The sequence below is a fragment of the Streptomyces dryopteridis genome (genome assembly GCF_049606955.1).
In the GTDB taxonomy this organism is placed as follows: Bacteria; Actinomycetota; Actinomycetes; order Streptomycetales; family Streptomycetaceae; genus Streptomyces.
In genome coordinates, this window is record NZ_CP187114.1 from 808929 (window position 1) to 826493 (window position 17565).

At 74.7% G+C, this 17565-nt stretch carries 19 protein-coding genes; 6 read left to right on the forward strand and 13 right to left on the reverse strand.

Features of this window, described 5'->3' with window-relative positions; all coding sequences use genetic code 11:
• The first annotated feature begins 60 nt into the window (after window positions 1–60).
• Window positions 61–1218: a serine hydrolase domain-containing protein gene (locus ACN20G_RS30135; RefSeq protein ID WP_424216398.1), complete on the forward strand. Its 1158-nt coding sequence runs from the start codon at window positions 61–63 to the stop codon at window positions 1216–1218.
• 9 nt (window positions 1219–1227) lie between these two features.
• Here ACN20G_RS30135 and ACN20G_RS30140 read toward each other — a convergent pair whose 3' ends face one another.
• Complete coding sequence (locus tag ACN20G_RS30140; RefSeq protein WP_424216399.1) at window positions 1228–2478, reverse strand: glycosyltransferase; 1251 nt, start codon at window positions 2476–2478, stop codon at window positions 1228–1230.
• Between the two features lie 375 nt (window positions 2479–2853).
• On the opposite strand from ACN20G_RS30140, the gene ACN20G_RS30145 reads away from it, so the two are divergent.
• The 3 genes from ACN20G_RS30145 to ACN20G_RS30155 all read left to right on the forward strand — a co-directional run bounded on the left by ACN20G_RS30145 (window position 2854) and on the right by ACN20G_RS30155 (window position 5391).
• On the forward strand, window positions 2854–4062 hold the full coding sequence (locus ACN20G_RS30145; protein ID WP_424216400.1) for a S8 family serine peptidase: 1209 nt from the start codon (window positions 2854–2856) through the stop codon (window positions 4060–4062).
• A 166-nt stretch (window positions 4063–4228) separates the two neighbouring features.
• Entirely contained in the window at window positions 4229–4849 is a 621-nt protein-coding gene (locus tag ACN20G_RS30150; protein ID WP_424216401.1) for a sugar O-acetyltransferase, read from the forward strand.
• A gap of 101 nt (window positions 4850–4950) precedes the next feature.
• Window positions 4951–5391, forward strand: a complete 441-nt coding sequence (locus tag ACN20G_RS30155) for a GPI anchored serine-threonine rich family protein (RefSeq protein ID WP_424216402.1) — start codon at window positions 4951–4953, stop codon at window positions 5389–5391.
• A 61-nt stretch (window positions 5392–5452) separates the two neighbouring features.
• Here ACN20G_RS30155 and ACN20G_RS30160 read toward each other — a convergent pair whose 3' ends face one another.
• The 10 genes from ACN20G_RS30160 to ACN20G_RS30205 form a co-directional block, all read right to left on the reverse strand.
• Window positions 5453–5626: a hypothetical protein gene (locus ACN20G_RS30160; RefSeq protein WP_424216403.1), complete on the reverse strand. Its 174-nt coding sequence runs from the start codon at window positions 5624–5626 to the stop codon at window positions 5453–5455.
• Between the two features lie 161 nt (window positions 5627–5787).
• Window positions 5788–7263 (reverse strand): phytoene desaturase family protein, encoded by a 1476-nt coding sequence (locus ACN20G_RS30165; RefSeq protein ID WP_424216404.1) that lies wholly within the window; start codon window positions 7261–7263, stop codon window positions 5788–5790.
• Window positions 7260–8978 (reverse strand): ABC transporter ATP-binding protein, encoded by a 1719-nt coding sequence (locus ACN20G_RS30170; RefSeq protein ID WP_424216405.1) that lies wholly within the window; start codon window positions 8976–8978, stop codon window positions 7260–7262. Before ACN20G_RS30170 ends, ACN20G_RS30165 begins: the two co-directional genes overlap by 4 nt.
• Window positions 8975–9151: a hypothetical protein gene (locus ACN20G_RS30175; RefSeq protein ID WP_424216406.1), complete on the reverse strand. Its 177-nt coding sequence runs from the start codon at window positions 9149–9151 to the stop codon at window positions 8975–8977. The genes ACN20G_RS30170 and ACN20G_RS30175 overlap by 4 nt, the downstream gene beginning before the upstream one ends.
• Window positions 9145–9894, reverse strand: a complete 750-nt coding sequence (locus ACN20G_RS30180) for a class I SAM-dependent DNA methyltransferase (protein WP_424216407.1) — start codon at window positions 9892–9894, stop codon at window positions 9145–9147. The genes ACN20G_RS30175 and ACN20G_RS30180 overlap by 7 nt, the downstream gene beginning before the upstream one ends.
• Complete coding sequence (locus ACN20G_RS30185) at window positions 9891–10439, reverse strand: hypothetical protein (RefSeq protein ID WP_424216408.1); 549 nt, start codon at window positions 10437–10439, stop codon at window positions 9891–9893. The genes ACN20G_RS30180 and ACN20G_RS30185 overlap by 4 nt, the downstream gene beginning before the upstream one ends.
• On the reverse strand, window positions 10436–11455 hold the full coding sequence (locus ACN20G_RS30190; protein ID WP_424216409.1) for an alpha/beta hydrolase: 1020 nt from the start codon (window positions 11453–11455) through the stop codon (window positions 10436–10438). Before ACN20G_RS30190 ends, ACN20G_RS30185 begins: the two co-directional genes overlap by 4 nt.
• Window positions 11452–12288 (reverse strand): hypothetical protein, encoded by an 837-nt coding sequence (locus ACN20G_RS30195; protein WP_424216410.1) that lies wholly within the window; start codon window positions 12286–12288, stop codon window positions 11452–11454. The genes ACN20G_RS30190 and ACN20G_RS30195 overlap by 4 nt, the downstream gene beginning before the upstream one ends.
• A gap of 112 nt (window positions 12289–12400) precedes the next feature.
• Window positions 12401–12580, reverse strand: a complete 180-nt coding sequence (locus ACN20G_RS30200; protein WP_424216411.1) for a hypothetical protein — start codon at window positions 12578–12580, stop codon at window positions 12401–12403.
• 136 nt (window positions 12581–12716) lie between these two features.
• Window positions 12717–12917, reverse strand: a complete 201-nt coding sequence (locus tag ACN20G_RS30205) for a hypothetical protein (protein ID WP_424216412.1) — start codon at window positions 12915–12917, stop codon at window positions 12717–12719.
• A gap of 560 nt (window positions 12918–13477) precedes the next feature.
• Between ACN20G_RS30205 and ACN20G_RS30210 the strand changes: the two genes are divergently transcribed.
• Together ACN20G_RS30210 and ACN20G_RS30215 are read left to right on the forward strand one after the other, a co-directional pair.
• Complete coding sequence (locus ACN20G_RS30210) at window positions 13478–14455, forward strand: ABC transporter ATP-binding protein (RefSeq protein WP_424216413.1); 978 nt, start codon at window positions 13478–13480, stop codon at window positions 14453–14455.
• Complete coding sequence (locus ACN20G_RS30215) at window positions 14452–15216, forward strand: ABC transporter permease (RefSeq protein ID WP_424216414.1); 765 nt, start codon at window positions 14452–14454, stop codon at window positions 15214–15216. Before ACN20G_RS30210 ends, ACN20G_RS30215 begins: the two co-directional genes overlap by 4 nt.
• 81 nt (window positions 15217–15297) lie before the next feature.
• Here ACN20G_RS30215 and ACN20G_RS30220 read toward each other — a convergent pair whose 3' ends face one another.
• Window positions 15298–15945 (reverse strand): maltokinase N-terminal cap-like domain-containing protein, encoded by a 648-nt coding sequence (locus ACN20G_RS30220; protein WP_424216415.1) that lies wholly within the window; start codon window positions 15943–15945, stop codon window positions 15298–15300.
• Window positions 15946–15989: 44 nt separating this feature from the next.
• Window positions 15990–17375, reverse strand: coding sequence for an AMP-binding protein (locus tag ACN20G_RS30225; RefSeq protein ID WP_424216416.1), 1386 nt, complete (start codon window positions 17373–17375; stop codon window positions 15990–15992).
• Between the last annotated feature and the right edge of the window lie 190 nt (window positions 17376–17565).

Here is a 17565-nt window from a genome sequence, read left to right on the forward strand (position 1 = left end):
GTCTGCCTGTCGGCAGGGGCGTCGGTTCCGGCGGCGTCCCGCGTGGCGGGAGGTGGTGTCGTGGGCGAGGGTCTGCGAGCGGTGTTGGAGGCCCGGGTGGCCGACGGGAGCGTGCCGGGGGCGGTGGCGCTGGTGGCGGTCGGGGACCGGGTGGAGGTGGCGGCGGCCGGGACGGCCTCGGTGCCGGACGGCACTCCGATGGCCCGGGACTCGATCTTCCGGATCGCGTCGTTGACGAAGCCGGTCACGGCGGTGGCGACGCTGCTGCTGGTGACCGAGGGGGCGTTGGCGCCGGAGGATCCGGTGGCGCGGTGGTTGCCGGAGTTGGCGGAGCCGGTGGTGGTGCGGACCCCGGGGTCGGAGGTGACGGACACGGTGCCGGCGGTCCGGCCGGTCACGGTGGCGGACCTGTTGGAGTTCCGAGCCGGTTGGGGGTTCCCGGAGGACTTCTCGCTGCCGGCCGTCGCCCCGCTCTTCTCGGAGCTGCGGCAGGGCCCGCCGAGTCCGCACGCCGTGCCGGAGCCGGACGCGTGGCTGCGGGCCCTGGCCCGGATCCCGATGCTCGCGCAGCCGGGCGAGCGGTGGTTGTACAACACGTGCTCGGACGTGTTGGGGGTGCTGGTGGCGCGGGCCTCGGGGCGGGGTCTGCCGGAGTTCCTGGCGGAGCGGGTGTTCGGGCCGCTGGGGATGTCGGACACCGGTTTCTTCGTCCCGGCCGCCGACCGGGGCCGGTTCACCTCGTACCACCGGCTGGGGCCGGACGGGGAGCGGGTGTTGGCGGACGGGCCGGACGGGGACTGGTCCCGGCCGCCCGCGTTCCCCTCGGGCGCGGGCGGGCTGGTGTCGACGGTGGACGATCTGGCGGCGTTCGGGCGGATGGTGTTGTCGGGGGGCGCGGTGCCGGGCGGGGGCCGGCTGCTGCCGGCGGAGCTGGTGCGGGCGATGGTCTCGGACCGGTTGACGGCGGGGCAGCGGGCGGCGGCGGAGCTGTTCCTGGACGGGCAGGGCTGGGGTTGGGGCGGTTCGGTGGACGTGGTGGCGCGGGATCCGTGGAACGTGCCGGGACGCTTCGGGTGGGTCGGCGGGACGGGCACGGCCTGGCACGTGGTGCCCTCCGCGGGCCGCGTCGAGGTGCTGTTGACGCAGCAGGAGCTGACCGGGCCGACGCCGCTGCCGCCGGTGATGCGGGGGTTCTGGGAGTACGCGGCGGGCCGCTGAGCCCGCCGGTCAGGGGTGCGGCACGGGGGCGGCGTGGCCGGCCGCGAGGTGTTCGAGGTCGGTGACGGCCGCGCCGATCTCGGGCAGGGTCAGCATCGCGAGCCGGGCCCGGCGGGCGCGGGCGGCGCACTCGGGGTCGGCGAGGACGGCGCGGCAGCCGGCGGCGATGGCGTCGGGGGTGGTGTCGCGCAGGTGCCGGCCCAGGCCGAGTTCGGTGATCCGGCGCGCGTTGTCGTGCTGGTCGCCGAACTGCGGCAGGACGGCCATGGGGGTGGCGGTGCGCAGGGCCTCGCGGATCCCGTTGAAGCCGCCGTGGGTGAGGAACAGGTCGACGCACTCCAGCAGCAGGGGTTGCGGGACCCGTTCGACCACGTGGACGTGCGGGGGGAGGGCGGCGCGGAGCGCGGGGTCCAGGGGCAGGCCGAGGGTGGCCACGATCACCGTGCACTCGTGGAGCAGGGCGGCGGCCTCCACGACGGCGCGCAGGGTGGCGACGGGGTCGGGCATCGGGTAGGGCATGGGGCGTTCGGGGTCGGTGAACTTGGCGAGGAAGAGGGGCAGGGCGGTGCCCATGGCGGCGAGGACCAGGGGCCGGTCGGTGGGCAGGTCCGTGGTCCAGGCGGGCAGTGACGCGTTCCGGTCGACGGTGACGGTCTGCTGGTAGGCGAGGGCGGCTGGGAGGTGACGGGCGAAGGTGTAGGCGGCCGGCACGCAGTCGATGCGGCCGTGCGGGACGAGGGAGAGCGGGTCGGCGTGCACGGGCAGGCCCTCGTCGGCGCGCAGGGAGTTCAGGCCGGGCAGGAGGGTCGCGGGGTCCATGACGTTGCCGGCGCCGGAGGGGGTGGGCAGTTGCGGGAGTCCGTGGCGTTCGGCGAGGACCACGCCGGCGAGGTCCATGCCGTCGCGCAGCAGCAGGTCGGGGCGGAACTCCTCGAAGACCGGGGCCAGTCGGGCGAGGGCGGCGCGGGCCATGGGGCCGGACAGGGCCTCGGCGAGGACGCCGAACACCGCCTCCTCGCGGGCCCGGTCGTCGAGGTCGGCGCGGGCGGCGAGTTCGGCGAAGCGGGCCGTCTCGGTGTCCCCGGGCACGGTGTCGGGCAGGCAGGGCAGGACCCGGACGGGGTCCTGGGCGAAGACGCCGGCGACGGGCGGGGTGGTGGCGGCGAGCACCTCGTGTCCGGCGGCCGCGAGGGCCCGGGCGAGGGGGAGTTGGGCACGGCCGTGGGAGGGGCTGCCGAGGGTGGTCACGAGGACGCGCACGGAGGGCCTTTCGGGGCGGGGGGTGGAGCACGGAGGGCACGGTGGGCCGGGGGCCCGGGGCCGATTGTGGGGTGCGGCGGGCCGGGCGGGGTGCCCCGAACGGGCGGCGCGCGGGGGCTCCGGACGGCGGTCCGGGGCGTTCGGGGCGGCCGGCGCGGCGGGGCCGGTCACCTCCGCGGGGGATCGAGAGGTTGACGGACAAACGATCTTGTGGAGAACGTGTGTGCGATGTGACGGGGATGCGGGGGAGGTTTTCGGAAACCTTGTTGAAGAACTCCCCCGACCCCCTTCGCCCTTGATTTGCTCCTGTCAATCGGAACAGGGTTCTCCAGAACGCACGACGCCCCACACGTCAACCGGAGGAGCACCCTCTCCATGTCGACTCACCGACGCCCCAACCGAGTTCGCAACGCCTCGATCGCCGTGACGGCCGCCGGAGCGGCCACGGCCCTCGCGTTCGCCGTCTTCGCCACCCCCCTCGCCGGGGCCACCGAAGCACCCGAGGGCACCGTCCACGGGCTCGGCGCCGCCGGCGCCGTCCCCGGCAGCTTCGTCGTCATCCTCGACGCGACCGCGAACAAGGCCGAACTCGCGAAGAGGTACGGCGGCACCCTGGAACGCAGCTACGGCTCCGCCGTCAACGGCTTCTCCGCCTCCGGCCTCAGCGAGACCGAGGCCAAACGCCTCGCCGCCGACCCCGCCGTGGGCACCGTGGTCCAGAACAAGCGGTTCACCACCACCGCCACCCAGGACGACCCGCCGTCCTGGGGCCTGGACCGCATCGACCAGGCCGAACCGGCCGGCGACGCCAAGTACACCTACCCCGACGGCGGCGGCGAGGGCGTCACCGCCTACGTGATCGACACCGGCGTCCGGATCGGACACCGCGACTTCGGCGGGCGCGCCGCCCACGGCTTCGACGCGATCGACAACGACGACACCGCCGACGACGGCAACGGCCACGGCACCCACGTGGCCGGCACCATCGCGGGCACCGCGCACGGCGTCGCCAAGAAGGCGCGCGTCGTGGCCGTCCGCGTCCTCGACGACAACGGCTCGGGCACCACCGAACAGGTCGTCGCCGGCATCGACTGGGTCACCGAACACCACTCCGGCCCCTCCGTCGCCAACATGAGCCTGGGCGGCGGCGCCGACGAGGCCCTCGACGCCGCCGTGAAACGCGCCATAGCCTCCGGCGTCACCTTCACCGTCGCCGCCGGCAACGAGTCCGCCGACGCCGGCCAGGGCTCCCCCGCCCGGGTGCCCGAGGCCATCACCGTGGCCTCCGCCGCGAAGGGCGACGGGCAGTCCTCCTTCTCCAACTTCGGCTCCGTCGTGGACCTCTACGCCCCCGGCTCCGAGATCACCTCCGACTGGAACGACAGCGACACCGGCACCAAGACCATCTCCGGCACCTCCATGGCCGCCCCGCACGTGGCCGGGGCCGCCGCCCTCGCCCTCGCCAAGGACCCAACCGCCACGCCCGCCGCGATCGCCGCCGCCCTGACCGGGGCCGCGACCGCCGGCGCCATCACCGACCCCTCCCCCGGCACCCCGAACAAGCTGCTGCGCGTCACCCCCTGACGCCCCGTCGCGGACCGTCCCCGCACCGGCCCGGCCCCGCGAGCGCCTCCCCGCTCCCGGGGCCGGGCCCTCGGGCGTCGCCCCGCCCGCGGAACGGTCCCCGGCCCTCGGACGGTGTCGTTCTCCCCTTGTGGCCGACCCGCGCCGGCCGCGTAGGGTCGCCTTCATGGCGACCGATCACTTCGCAGACGACCCCCGGACCAACCTGGAGCGGATGCTCGCGGGCGAGACCTACATCGACGACGACCCCGAGATCGCCCGGCGCCACCGCCGGGCCGTGCGGCTGGCCGCCGCGTACGAGGCCGCGCACATCGCGGGCGAGGACGAACGGGCCCACGAGATCCTCGTCGACCTGTGCGGGCACGTGGGCAACGGGGTCTTCGTCCGCCCGCCGATCTCCGTGGACCTCGGCACCCACATCAGCATCGGCGACCGCACCTTCGTCAACCACAACCTGACCGCCCTCGACGTGGGCCGGATCACCATCGGCGCGGACTGCATGATCGGACCCAACGTCCAGCTCCTCACCCCCACCCACCCCCTGGACCCGCAGGACCGGCGGGACAAGCTGGAGGGCTCGGAGCCGATCACCCTCGGGGACAACGTGTGGCTCGGCGGCGGGGTCATCGTCTGCCCCGGGGTCACCATCGGCGACGACTCCGTGATCGGCGCCGGCGCCGTGGTCACCCGCGACATCCCACCCGGCGTGGTCGCCGTCGGCAACCCGGCCCGCCCCGTCCGCACCCTGGAAGGCCGCTCCAAGCCGCCGGCGGACGCGGGGGCCTGAGTCGGCCTTTTGGTCAATTGCGGCTATATTCCCGGTTTTCGTAGGGTAAAGGAGAGGCGCCGGAGACCCGGCGTCTCTTCCGCATACCCAGGGAGACGGCCATGGCCGAGAACACACCGCCCACCACCGGCGTGGGAGCTTCCGTCCGACGTGTCGCGGGACGCCTGAACTCCGCGCTGAGCCGGCCCGCCGCCGCCGTCCTGCTCGGCGCCGACAGCCTGATCGTGTCCCGGCCGGAGGAGGGCGCCCGGTGGCGGGCCGGGGAACCGCAGACCGTGACCTGGTGCCTCATCGGCCCGATGCCCCCCGTCGACGTGCACCTGGTGCGCCGGGAGGGGATCTCCACCGTCGTGCGGGCCGTCCTGGCCGAAGGGGTGGCCGCCCCCGACTCGCGGTGCGCGGTCACCGTCCCCGCCGACGTCGAACCCGGCGAGTACCTGGTCAACGTGACCAGTGCGGAGGGGATGCTCGACGCGTTCAGCCGCCCCTTCCGCGTCGAGGCGGCCGACGAATCCGCCGGGCCGGTCGGATCCGGGGCCTGAGCGCGCGACGGCGCGGCCCGCCGGGGTCGGGGGGCCGCGCCGTCTTCGGGGGTGGGAGGGGTCAGCCGGCGGTGGGGTCCTGGGCGACCACCTGGCGGCGGAGTTCCAGCAGGGCGGTCAGCGCCCGGCTGTACATGTGGATGCTCTTCTCGCTGTGCGAGCCGACCGCCGTCCTGATCTCCTGGTAGGTCTTGGCGATGACCTCGTCGAGCTCCTTGGCGTCGATGCCGTTCATCGGGTGACTCCTTCGTTCGTGATGGTCGATGTGCTCGCGCGGGAGTGCCGGGACGGGCCGGGGGTGGGTCCCCGTCCCGGCGCACGGCCCGCCGTCCCCCTCGCGCCCGCGCGCGTGAGGGGCCGGCCGGTCGGGACGACCGCGGGACCGTGACGTCGTGGTCACGCCGGCGCCCGCGCGCCGGTCGTGTGTCGGGCCCCGGGGCCCAGGTCGGGGGCGGTGCGCACCCCGTGCTCCCGGCGCAGCGCCGACAGCGCCGCGTGGTGCCCGCACATGCCGTGCACGGAGGGCCCCGGCGGGGTCGCGGCCGAGCACAGGTACACCCCGGGCAGGGGCGTGGTGTGCGGGTCGACGCGGGCGGCGGGTCGGATCAGGAGCTGGCGCGGGGTCATCGCCCCGGCCGAGATGTCGCCGCCGACGTAGTTCGGGTTGTACGCCTCGAAGCGGGCGGCGGGCACGGCGCGCGAGGCGAGGACCGTGTCGCCGAACCCGGGCGCGTGGGCCTCGATGCGGCGCCGGACGGTCTCGGTGAGGTCGCGGGTGTCGCCGTGCGGGACGTGCGCGTACGCCCACACCGGGCGTTTGCCGCCGACGGCGCGCGTGGGGTCGGTGACGGCCGGGTCCACCACGAGGGTGAAGGGGTCGGCGACGGGGCGGCCGGCGGCGGTGGCGCTCTCGGCGCGCAGCATGTCCTCGTGGTGGTCGCCGAGGTGGACCGTGCCGGCCCGGCGGACCAGGGGGTTGGTCCACGGGACGGGTTCGCTGACGAGGAAGTCGACCTTGGCGGCGCCCGGCCCGTGCCGGTAGCGCTCCAGCGCGGCCCGGTAGCGGGCGGGCAGTCGGTCGCCGGCGAGCGCGAGGAACTCCTTGGGGCCCACGTCGAGCACGACCAGCGGGAACCCGGTCAGCTCCCTCAGGTCGCGCACCCGCCGGTCGGTGTGGAAGACCCCGCCGTGCGCGGTGACGTCCGCCGCCATGGCCTCGGCGATCCGGACGCTGCCGCCCTCGGGCAGCGGCCAGCCGTCGGCGTGCGCGGTGTGCCCGAGGAGCAGGCCGACGGCGGCGCCGGTGAGGGAGGGCAGCGGGCCGACGGCGTGCGCGGCGACCCCCGTGAACAGGGCGCGGGCCTCGGGGGTGGTGAAGGGGGAGCGGGGGCCGGCGTGGGCGAGGACCCGGGTGGCGAAGCGGAGGGCCGCGACCGGGTCGCGGGGCACGCTGCGCTGGTCGGACAGGAGCAGGTCCACGACCGCTTGAGAGCGGTCCACCAGGGGTCGCATGAGGCGGGTCCAGCGGTCGGCGTCCGCGCCGAGCGCGCCGGCGGTGCGGGCGAGGTCGCGCCAGGCGGCGACGGCGTGCCCGCCGGGCAGGGGGTGCGCGTACGGCATCTCGGGTTGGAGCAGGCGGACCCCGCGCGCGGGCAGGTCGAAGGCGCGGAAGAAGGCGGAGGCGGCGGCCATGGGGTGCACGGCGGAGCAGATGTCGTGCACGACCTCGCTGTCGAAGAGCGGGGTGGAGCGCAGGCCGCCGCCGATGGTGGGGGCCTGTTCGAAGAGGGTGACGCGCAGGCCGGCGCGGGCGAGGGTGACGGCGGCGGCGAGCCCGTTGGGGCCGGTGCCGACGACGGCGGCGTCGCTCATGATCCGCTCCCGACGGGGGCGAGCTGCCGGCCGGCGAGCCGGCGGTAGGTGGTGTCCTCGCGCATGAGTTCCTCGTGCGTGCCCCGGGCCCGCAGCCGGCCGTCCTCGATGAGGAGGATGTGGTCGGCGCCGATGGTGGTGGAGAGGCGGTGGGCGATGGTGAGGACCTGGCAGTGGGCGCCGATCTCGCGCAGGGCCTCGCGCAGGGCGGTCTCGGAGTCGGAGTCGAGGTTGGAGGTGGCCTCGTCGAGGAGGAGGACGTCGGGGCGGGTGAGGAGGGCGCGGGCGATGGCGAGGCGTTGGCGTTGGCCGCCGGAGAGCCCTGTGCCGCCTTCGCCGAGTTCGGTGTCGAGGCCGTCGGGAAGGCCGGCGAGGACCTCAGTGAGGTGGGCGGCCTCGACGGCGCGGGCGATGTCCCGCTCGCTCGCGTCGGGGTGGGCGTAGGTGAGGTTCTCTCGGACGGTGCCGCGCATGAGGGGGGCCTCTTGTTCGACGAGGCCGATGCGGGCCCGGAGTTGGTCCAGGGGCAGGTCGGCGGTGTCGACGCCGGCGAGGCGGATGGTGCCCCGGTCGGGGGTGTGGAAGCGTTCGATGAGTTGGAAGAGGGTGGTCTTGCCGGCTCCGGAGGGCCCGACGACGGCGGTGACCCCGGTGCCGGGGAGTTCGAAGGAGATGTCGTCGAGGGTGGGTCCGGCGTCCTTGTCGTAGGCGAAGCCCACGTGCTCGAAGCGGATCGCGGGGGCGGTCGGCGAGAGCACGGCCTCGTCGCGGGGCGCGGAGGTCTCCTGGTCGACGGCGGCGAGTTCGCGCACGCGGTCGATGGCGGCCCGGCCCTGTTGCAGTTCGCCCAGGCCCACGAAGAGCATCACCAGCGGGGAGACCAGGTAGAACAGGTACATGATGAACGCGGTGAGGTCCTCGATGGGCAGGGCCCCGGTGGCGGTGCGGGCCATGCCCCAGGTGATGACCACGGCGAGGGAGACCTGGGTGCCGACGTTCATGGCGGGCATCAGCATGGCCGACAGGCGGGTGACGCGGATGCCGCTGACGCGGGCGGCGCCGGCGAGTTCGGCGAGGCGTTCGGCCTCGCGTCGTTCGGCGCGGGATGCCTTGACGGTGGTGAGGGCGCCGAGCACCCGCAGCAGTCCGGAGCCGTAGGCGCTGGTGTCCTCGCGGTTGGTGACGGCGGCGGTGCGGACGGCGCGGGCCAGGGCGAGGGCCACGAAGGAGGCCAGGCCCAGGCAGCCGGCGGTGACCAGCAGCATCCGCCAGTCGATCCAGGCCATCACGGCCACGCAGCCGACGCTGGTGAAGGCGGCGGTGACGATCTGCGCGACGGAGGAGGACAGGGCCACCCGGGCCAGGGAGGTGTCGGCGACGGTGCGGGTGAACACGTCGCCGTGTTCGAGGCGGTTGAAGGCGGGGATCCGGGAGTGCAGCAGCCGGCCGGTGAGGGTGGTGCGCATGTCCAGCACGATGTTCTCGCCGGCGCGGCCGATCAGGTAGAAGTGCGTGGCGGCGAGGAGGGCGTCGAGGACGAACAGGGCGCCGATGACCACGATCGGGCCGGTCGCGGACCGGCCGGCGGCGACGGCCTCGATGAGGTCGCCGATCAGCAGCGGCTGCACGAGGGTGGCGACGGTGCCGGCGAGGCCGAGGACGATGCCGACGCCGAGCAGGACCCGGTGTCGGCGGACGAGGTCGGAGGTGTTCATCCGCGCCCCCTGCCCAGGGCCGCCGCGAGGACCGCGGCGACGACGGCCGCGAAGGCGAGGCTCTTGAACCAGGTGTCGCGGGTGAGGTCGCCGTCGCGGAACAGCAGCAGCATGGCCGGGACGGTGACGGTGAAGGTGAGGAGGAACCACAGGACGCGGTTGGCGCTCAGCACGGGCGCTCCCCCCGCTCGGGGGCCGGCGCGCCGGCGCGGGCCGTGTACCAGTCGTAGGGCTGGTGGCCCTCGGCCGGGTGCACGGCCTCGACGGTGAGGCCGGCGGCGGTCAGGGCGGCCTCGACCTCGTCGCGTTCGATCAGCAGGACCCGTTCGGCGAACTCCACGGGCGGGGCGTCCCCGTCGGTGACGCTGGTGGTCATGGTGAGCACGTCGGCCTCGTCCAGGGTGACGGTGAAGGTGGCGACGCCGCCGTGGTGCGGGGTGGGCACGGTGAAGGTGTGCTGCTCGACCAGGGGCCGGTAGGCGGCGGTGGCGTAGTACTCCAGGGACAGGGTGCCGCCGGGGCGCAGCAGCGCGGCCACGTGCCGCAGTGCCCGGGTGAGTTCGGCCCGGGACTCGACGCAGGCCAGGGAGCCCATGGTGGCGTAGGCGGCGTCGAAGGGTCCGGTCACGGGCAGCGGGGCGCGGAAGTCGGCCTCGACGAGGGTGGTGTTGGGGGGCAGGCCCTTGGCGCGGAACGCGTCGAGCATGGGCCGGGAGTTGTCGACGCCGACGAGTTCGGCGGCGACGCCGGCGACGGGGCCGGCGACCCGGCCGGTGCCCACGCCGATCTCCAGCACGCGGGCGCCGGTGACGTGCGGCCGGAGCCGGTCGAGGGCCTCGTGGGCGGGCATGGCGGGGGCGATCAGGGAGTCGTAGACGGAGGCGACGGCCGGTCCGTACTGCACGTCGTGCGTCACGCGGGGGCCACCTGTTCGTAGTCGAAGACGAGGTCGTACTGCGGGTCCTCGCTGTGGTCGTAGCCGGAGTAGCGCACCAGCATGACCTGGAAGAGGGGGTGTCCGGGCGTGGGCTCCAGGCGGGCGCGGACGAACTCGTTGACGAGCCGGTAGGCGGAGCGCTTGGCCTCCTCGTGCAGCGGGGTCATCGCCCCGGGGTTGTGCACGAGGGTGGAGGCCACGTCGAAGACGGCCTTCTCGATGCGGCGGCCGGGGAACCAGAAGGCGTGGGCGAGCCGGCGGGGGGTGATCTCGTAGACGGCCCGCCACTCGGTGTGGGAGCTCTTGTCGGCGGTGGCCAGGCGGTACAGGAAGTGCTGGTCCTCGACGGCCGGGGTGGGGGCGAAGAACCGCCAGTTGGGGATGGCGATGCCGGTGCCGGTCTTGTCGGCCTTGCGGACCTTGTCGAAGCCGCGGTCGGGGTGTTGGGCGAGGACGGAGGCCGTGAACCAGGCGGCGAGGGCCACGGGGACGGCCCGTTCCAGGAGGGTGGAGGTCTTGCTCACGCGGTCTCCTCGTGGGGCGCGGTCCGGGTCCGGCCGGCGGTGATCGCGGCGATCGCGGCTTCGATGGCCTCGGCGGTGCGGGGGGCGTGGTCGACGCCGCCGGTGACGGACAGGTGGGTGGAGCCGGGGACGGTGACGATCTCGCCGCCGGTGCCGGAGGCGAGGTAGTCCTCGTAGAGCTCGCCGTGTTCGGGGGTGTCGCGGAGGGTGGACTCGGCGGCGATGACGGAGACGGGGATGTCGAGGCGGTCCAGGGGGCGGCCGCCGTCGAGCATGAAGGCGTAGGAGTAGTTCCATTCGCGCAGCGCGGCCCGCCAGGTGGGGACGGCGGAGCCCTCGATGCGCAGGGTCCGCTGGTGCGGGTTGCCGTCGGCGTAGGCGAACAGGCCCTTCTTGTCGATGAGGAGGCCGGCGCCGAACGCGGCGGACCAGGGGCCGAGCTTCATCGTGAGGTTGACGCCCCGGGAGCCCTCGCGCTGGCGGCGGGAGCGCAGCAGTTCGTGCGGGTGGGTGGGGTCCACGAGGACGAGGCCGCGGATCCGGTCGGTGAGGGCGGCGGCGCGGTGGCCGAGGTAGCCGCCGAGGGAGTGGCCGGCGACGACGAGGGGCCCGGCGGTGTCGGGGAGTTCGTCGGTGACGGCGGTGACGAGTTCCGCGAGGTCGGTCGCGGACTCGTTGAGGGAGTAGTCCTCGGGGCAGCGGCGCAGCGAGGCCCGGTAGCCGGCCCGGTCGTAGAGGACGACGGTGAGGGCGGGGTCGAGGAGGTCGGCGACGAGCAGCCAGGCCGCCGAGGTGTTCATCAGGCCCGCCTCCAGCACCAGGACGGGGCCGTCGGGGGCGCCGCGCCGCACGTGGTGGTCGAGGATGTTGCCGCTGCCGCAGCGCAGGGTGCGGCGTTCGTAGTCGCGGTGGCCGCGGCGGACGGCGAGGTCGGCCCAGGCCCGGTGGGCGAGGCCGGCGCCGAGGCAGCCGGCGAGGGCGAGGCCGGTCAGCTTGGGGAAGGTCGAGGTGGTCACGAGGTCTCCCCGGTGCCCTTGGCGAGGGCGCGCACGGACGGGTAGGTGGCCAGGAAGGCCCAGGCGAACCGGGACAGGCCCATGAAGCGGGCGTTGGCCAGGTGGAAGGTGCCCATGGCCAGCAGGCCGGCGTCGATGTACCGGCCCTTGCGCAGGAGCAGCAGCGGGAAGCCGCATTCGAGGGCGAGGACCAGGTGGCAGATGGCGCGGGAGGCGGCGGGGTGCTTGTCGAGCTGACGGAAGAACCACTCGTCGCCGTAGGTCTGGGTGCGCATGATCTTGGCGAGGGCGTCGCCGTTGCGCCAGGCGTCGCCGGGGAGTTTGGCCCAGCCGGAGGCCCCGTAGGAGAGCACGGTCTGCGCGCCGATGAACTGCACGGCGGCGGTGCGGGTGGCGTCGGTGCCGCCGGCGCGGCCGAGGGCGGCGGCGGTCTGCACGAGGAAGGAGACCTGGTCGGAGCCGTCGGTGCCGAACAGGTGCCGGGGGTAGATCAGCACCTGGGTGCCGGCCAGCCAGGCGTTGGCGAGCATCCGGACCCGGTTGTCGCGCACCGGTGAGACGAGCACGGCGGCGGCCAGCACGCGCGAGCCGTGCAGGGCCTGGGTGACGGGTTCGCGGGCGACGAGGTCGCGGACGGTCTGCATCGCCTTGGTGCGGGCGGGGACCTGGGCGCGGGTGTGGGTCCAGTCGTTGAGGCCGCCGGGTTGCCGGTCGACCTTGCGCACCATGTACTCGAGGCTGGACAACATGTGGGTGGTGGCCGACAGGCGCTCGGCGGTCGCGAGCGGTCGGGCGCACGCCGATTCGACGATGCTGCGGATGCGTGACAACAAGCTGGGTCCCCGATGGCTGAGCTGGGCTGACGCGGTGGCACGGGCACGGGGACGGGGGTCGCGGGCCCCTCGGCCGGCGAGGGGGACCGGGCCCCCGTCCTCGTGGGCGTGGTTACTTCTGGGCGGCCTTGACGGCGGCGCCGACACCGGCGGCCGCGGTCAGGACGGCGGAGACCTTGCCGCCGGCGACGACGCCGGCGACGAAGGCGGCCGGGGTGGCCATCACGGGGGCGACGGCGGTGTCGGCGTGACGACCGGCGCCGGCGTTGACCTTCTCGACGAGCACGGACATGGCATTCCTTCCGAAGATCTGATAAATGGGACGGTGTCCGGTGTCGGCAGGCACTTCCACTGCCTGCCGACACCGGCACCGTCGGGCCCGGAGGTCACGGTCGACCCCGGGCGGTACCGCGGGCCCGGGGGCCCGGTCAGCCGGTGGCGACCTTGTAGGCGGCGTAGGCCGCGCCGGTCACCGCGCCGGCGCCGACGATGGCACCGGCGGCCTTGGCGATCACGGGGGTCGCGATCAGGGCCGGGGTGGCCATGACCGGCGCGGCGCCGGCGGTGGGCGAACCGGCCGCCAGGACGCCGGTCAGGGACTGCTCGGCGTTGACCTTCTGCAGCATCACGATGATGTTCCTCTCCACGGGAGAGCGGGCCGGGAATTCCCCGTCGTCGGTGCCCCGAAAACGGTGACGGGAATTTCTCGTCCGCTCGGATGTCGATGCGAATTTCGGCGCGGAAAAACCCGTGCGAGCACGGTCCGCGGCCCCCGGGGCATTGCCTGAGGGTGTGTCAATTCAAGTTCTCGTGGGCACGAGAACCGCGGTCGGCCCGTGGGCCGGAGGCCCTGCCGTCGCCGCGATTTTCGGCCGATCCCCCGATCGCCCCCTGCGTTTGCCCCGGTCGGAGCACACCACGAACGCTAACCAGCCACCAAGAGAGGGTCAAGGCTTTCTTTTGCGCAAACATCAAGTCGGCCTTTATCGACCTGTCTGACCGTTTTACACCCGTTTGCCGAAACTCAAGCAAAGCTCAGATGACCCCGAAACCGCCCCGGCGGCATCCGGCCGGCCGAAATTCGATGCTCGCGGCGAAAAACAGCGGTACCGGAGCCTCCGTTTCCCTGTGCACTGTTCTCTGTGTCAGGATCCGATTTCCGTCACGGCCCCGTCGAGAGAAAGGTCCGATGTTGCGGGCAGAGAACAGCCATATCCACGTGCACGACGTCTGGCGCCGCTACGGGCGCGGAAAGAAGGCGTTCGACGCGGTGCGGGGGGTGAGCTTCACCGTCGCCCCCGGCAGCCTGTTCGCGCTCCTGGGCACCAACGGGGCCGGCAAGACCTCCACCGTCGAACTCCTCGAAGGGCTCGCGGCCCCCGCCCAGGGGCGGATACGCCTCTTCGGCGACCTCGACCCGGTCGCCGACCGCGCCCGGATCCGCCCCCGCACCGGGGCCATGCTCCAGGAGGGCGGGTTCGTCCCGCACCTCACCGTGCGCGAGACCGTCGCCATGTGGGCCGGACTGACCACCGGCCCCCGCCCCGTCCCCGAAGCCCTGGAACTCGTGGGCCTGGAGCACCGGGCCGACGTGGCCGTGCAGAACCTGTCCGGCGGCGAACGACGCCGGCTGGACCTGGCCGTGTCCACCCTCGCCGACCCCGAGGTGCTCTTCCTCGACGAACCCACCGCCGGCATGGACGCCGAGGGCCGGCACGCCACCTGGCGGCTGATCCGGACCCTGCGGGACCGGGGCTCGACCATCCTCCTGACCACGCACTACCTGGAGGAGGCCGAATCCCTCGCCGACGAACTGGCCATCATGCACCGGGGCCGGATCGCCGCCGCCGGCACCGTGGCCGAGATCGTCGCGGGCCACCCCTCCACCCTCTCCTTCGGCCTGCCCGACCCCTGGACCGTCCGCGACCTGCCCGTCGACGGCCGGATCGAGGAACGCCGGGGCCGGGTCACGGTGACCACCGACCACCTCCAGCACGAGGCCGCCCGGCTGCTGGCCTGGGCCGGGGAACACCGGATCACCCTGGACCGGTTCACCGCCCGCCCCGCCTCCCTGGAGGAGGCGTTCATCAGCGTGGCCGGCGGCGCGAGCCCCGAACCGGCTCCCGCCCCCGCTCCCGACCCCGACCGGCAGGAGGCCGCCGCGTGAGCACCCCCACCCCGCGCCACCTGCGGACCCTGTTCGGCGTGGAATGGCGGCTCTTCAACCGGATCCGCTCCAACTACGTGTTCGTCCTGCTCGTGCCCGTCATGCTGCTGGTGGCCATGCGCTTCGTGCAGGAACAGATGCGTCTGGACGAACACGGCCTGGCCGCCGGCCCCCTCATGGTCTCCACCGCCGCCGGCATCCTGCTGCTGTTCTCCCTCTACTCCTCCGTCACCGGCCTGTACGTGGCCCGCCGCGAGGAGCTCGTGCTCAAGCGGCTGCGCACCGGCGAGGTCTCGGACGCCGCGATCCTCGCCGGCGGGGCCTCGGTGTACGTGGCGGTGTGCGTGGCGCAGATCCTCGTCGTGTCGGCGGTGCTGTCGGTCATGTTCGGCGTGGCCCCGCAGCGGCCGCTGACCGCCCTGCTCGGCCTGCTGACCGGGATCGCGCTGATGACCACGATGGCGGCGGCGACCGCGGCCCTGTGCCGGACGGCGGAGGCCGTGCTGGTGGCCACCCTGCCCGCCGTGTTCGTCCTCCCGATGATCTCCGGGGTGTACATCCCCCGCGAGGTCCTGCCCGGCGCCCTGGGCGAGGCCCTGCTGTACGCGCCGCTGTCCTCGACCGTGGACCTGATCCGCGGGGGCTGGACCGGGGAGCTGAGCGGCGCGGAGACCCTGACCCGGGTGCTGCTGGCCCTGGTCTGGAGCGCCCTGTTCGGCTGGGTGGCCCTGCGCCGCTTCCGCTGGGAACCCCGCACCTGAGCCCGGAGCGCGCGGCCCACGCGAACGGGCCCCGGCCGGTCCGCGCGCGCGGTCGGTCGGGGCCCGTGAGACGTACGGGGATCAGCCCTCGTGCAGGGTCGCGAACACCCCGCGCAGCTCACCGCCGCCCGACGGGGTCCACACGCCGGTGACCGCGCCGAGCGCCGGCCGCCCCTGCGGCCCCGGACCGGCCGTCAGCACCCGCCGCAGCCGCAGGACGTGCCCCGAGTCTGCCGTGAGCAGGGTGCCCTCCGCGTCGTCCACGACCCGGGGGAACGCGGTCGGCAGCGGGCCGGTGTCCGCCGAGAGGGCCCCGACCACCTCGGGGGCCGGGGTGTCGCTCGCGCTCTGGTGCTGGGGGGTCGCCTCGCCCGCGATCAGGGCCGCGAGCCGCTCCACCGCCACCGGGTCCCGACCCGCGTCGTAGGCCCAGCGCTGCCCCAGCACCCCGTGGTCCATCGTGCCCACCAGCCCCTCCTCGGCGCCCGCCAACGGCGCGCCCCGGTAGGTCAGCGGCACCAGGTAGGCCACCGGCTCGGGCGCCGCCGCGTCGGCGACCACCATGAACTCGATGCCCACCTCCCCCGCCGGGTCGTCCAGGCGGAACCCGCCCGCCTTCGAGAGCACCGGCGCGCCCGCGCCCGCCCGATACCAGGGCCGGGTCGGCAGCCACGCCTCCAGCAGTTCCAGCTTCGTCGGCTTCAGCACGGTGTGGTGGATGACGGCCACGACGACAACTCCCCTTCACGCGGACACTCGGAACCCGTCCATCCTCACATCCGGGGCGCGGCCGACAGCAGGAGGTCCCCGTCCGGGGTGCGGCGGGCCCGCAGGCCCGTGCGCAGCCGGCCGTCCGCGGTGAAGGTCCGCGCGTCGCGCTCGGGGGCCCGGTGGTAGCCGCGCGCGGTGTGCGGGCCGCGCGCCAGCAGCTCGCCGGGTTCGCCGTCGGGCACGGGCGCGCCGTCGGCGTCGACCACGCGGAACTCGTCGTCGATCGACAGCGGGCGCAGCGGCCCGGCGGGCTCGTGCTCCCCCGGTCCCGGATCTGCGGGCACGCTCGCCAGCAGCACCCCCTCCGCCGTGCCGAACACCCGCTGCGCGCGGGCCCCGACGCCCGGCAGCGGACCGGCCCCGGCCGCGGGGGCCGCGGCCGCGGGCGCGTCGGCGAGGAGTTGCACGAGGCGCGGGCCGGCGTCCGGCGCCGTCGCCCAGGTGGGCGCGCCGAGCAGCGCGGCGGCCCGCTCCTCGGGCACGGCGAGCACGGTGACCCGCTCGCGCAGCGCCGTCGCGGCCAGTGCCTCGGGCCCGGTCTCCCCGGTGAGGACCACGGCGCCGCCGGCGGCGAGCACCCCGAGCGGGCCGGGCCCGCCGAGGACCAGGTCGACGGAGAGCGGGAGGGCGCCGAGGTACACGTCCCCCTCGACGAGCCCGGCCCGTTCGGCGGCGCCCCGCACCTGGCAGGCGTAGTCGTCGTGGCCGCGCGGCACCAGCCAGGGCCCGGCGTCCACCGGCTCGGGGCGCTCCCGCGCCGGCAGCAGCAGGGCGACGCGGTCGGCGCGCGGGCTCAGCGGGGGCTCGGGCGGGGCGTCGACGGAGCCGAGCGGTCCGTACTGGCAGCCCACCGGGTCGGTGGTCAGTCCGCCGATGTACGGGGAGACGGCGCCCGGCGGCTCCCACGTGAACACCCGCCGCAGGAAGACCTCCTGGGCGGCGATCTCGGCGGCCATCGCCGTGTGGTCGAAGCCGTCGAGCAGCCCGGGTCCGAGGTAGCCGACGGCCTGGGTGGCCCGTACGAGGCGGGTGACCTCGGCGGTGCGCCGGTCGGGCGGGCAGATCACCGGCACCAGGCCGGCCCGCAGCAGCGCGAACAGGGCCACGAGGTGCTCGGGCACGTTCGGCAGTTGCACCACCACGCGCATCCCGGGGCGCATCCCGCGCAGCCGGAACCCGGCGGCCATCCGGTCCGCGCGCCGGTTCAGGCGGGCGTAGGTGACGCGTTCGCCGGTGTCCGCGTCGATCAGCGCGGTGCGCGGCCCGTGGTCCAGGGCCCAGCCGCGCAGCAGGTTGTCGAGGGTCGCGCCGCGCCACTGCCCGACGGACCAGTAGCGGTCGACGAACTCCTCCGGCCAGGGGGTGAGGGCGTCGTTCGCGAGAGCCATCGGGTGTCCTTCCCCACCGCGTTCCGGGGTGGGACGCCGTGCGGTTCGTGGGTCCCCGGGGCGGGGACACCGGCCCCGTCAACCTCGCCGGCGGTCCGGCCCGAGCGCAAGGCGCCGACCGGACCAGACCGGCCGGAACCTCTCGGCGAAACCTCCAACACCCCGCCCCGGCCTGCGAGAAGGCCCGGGA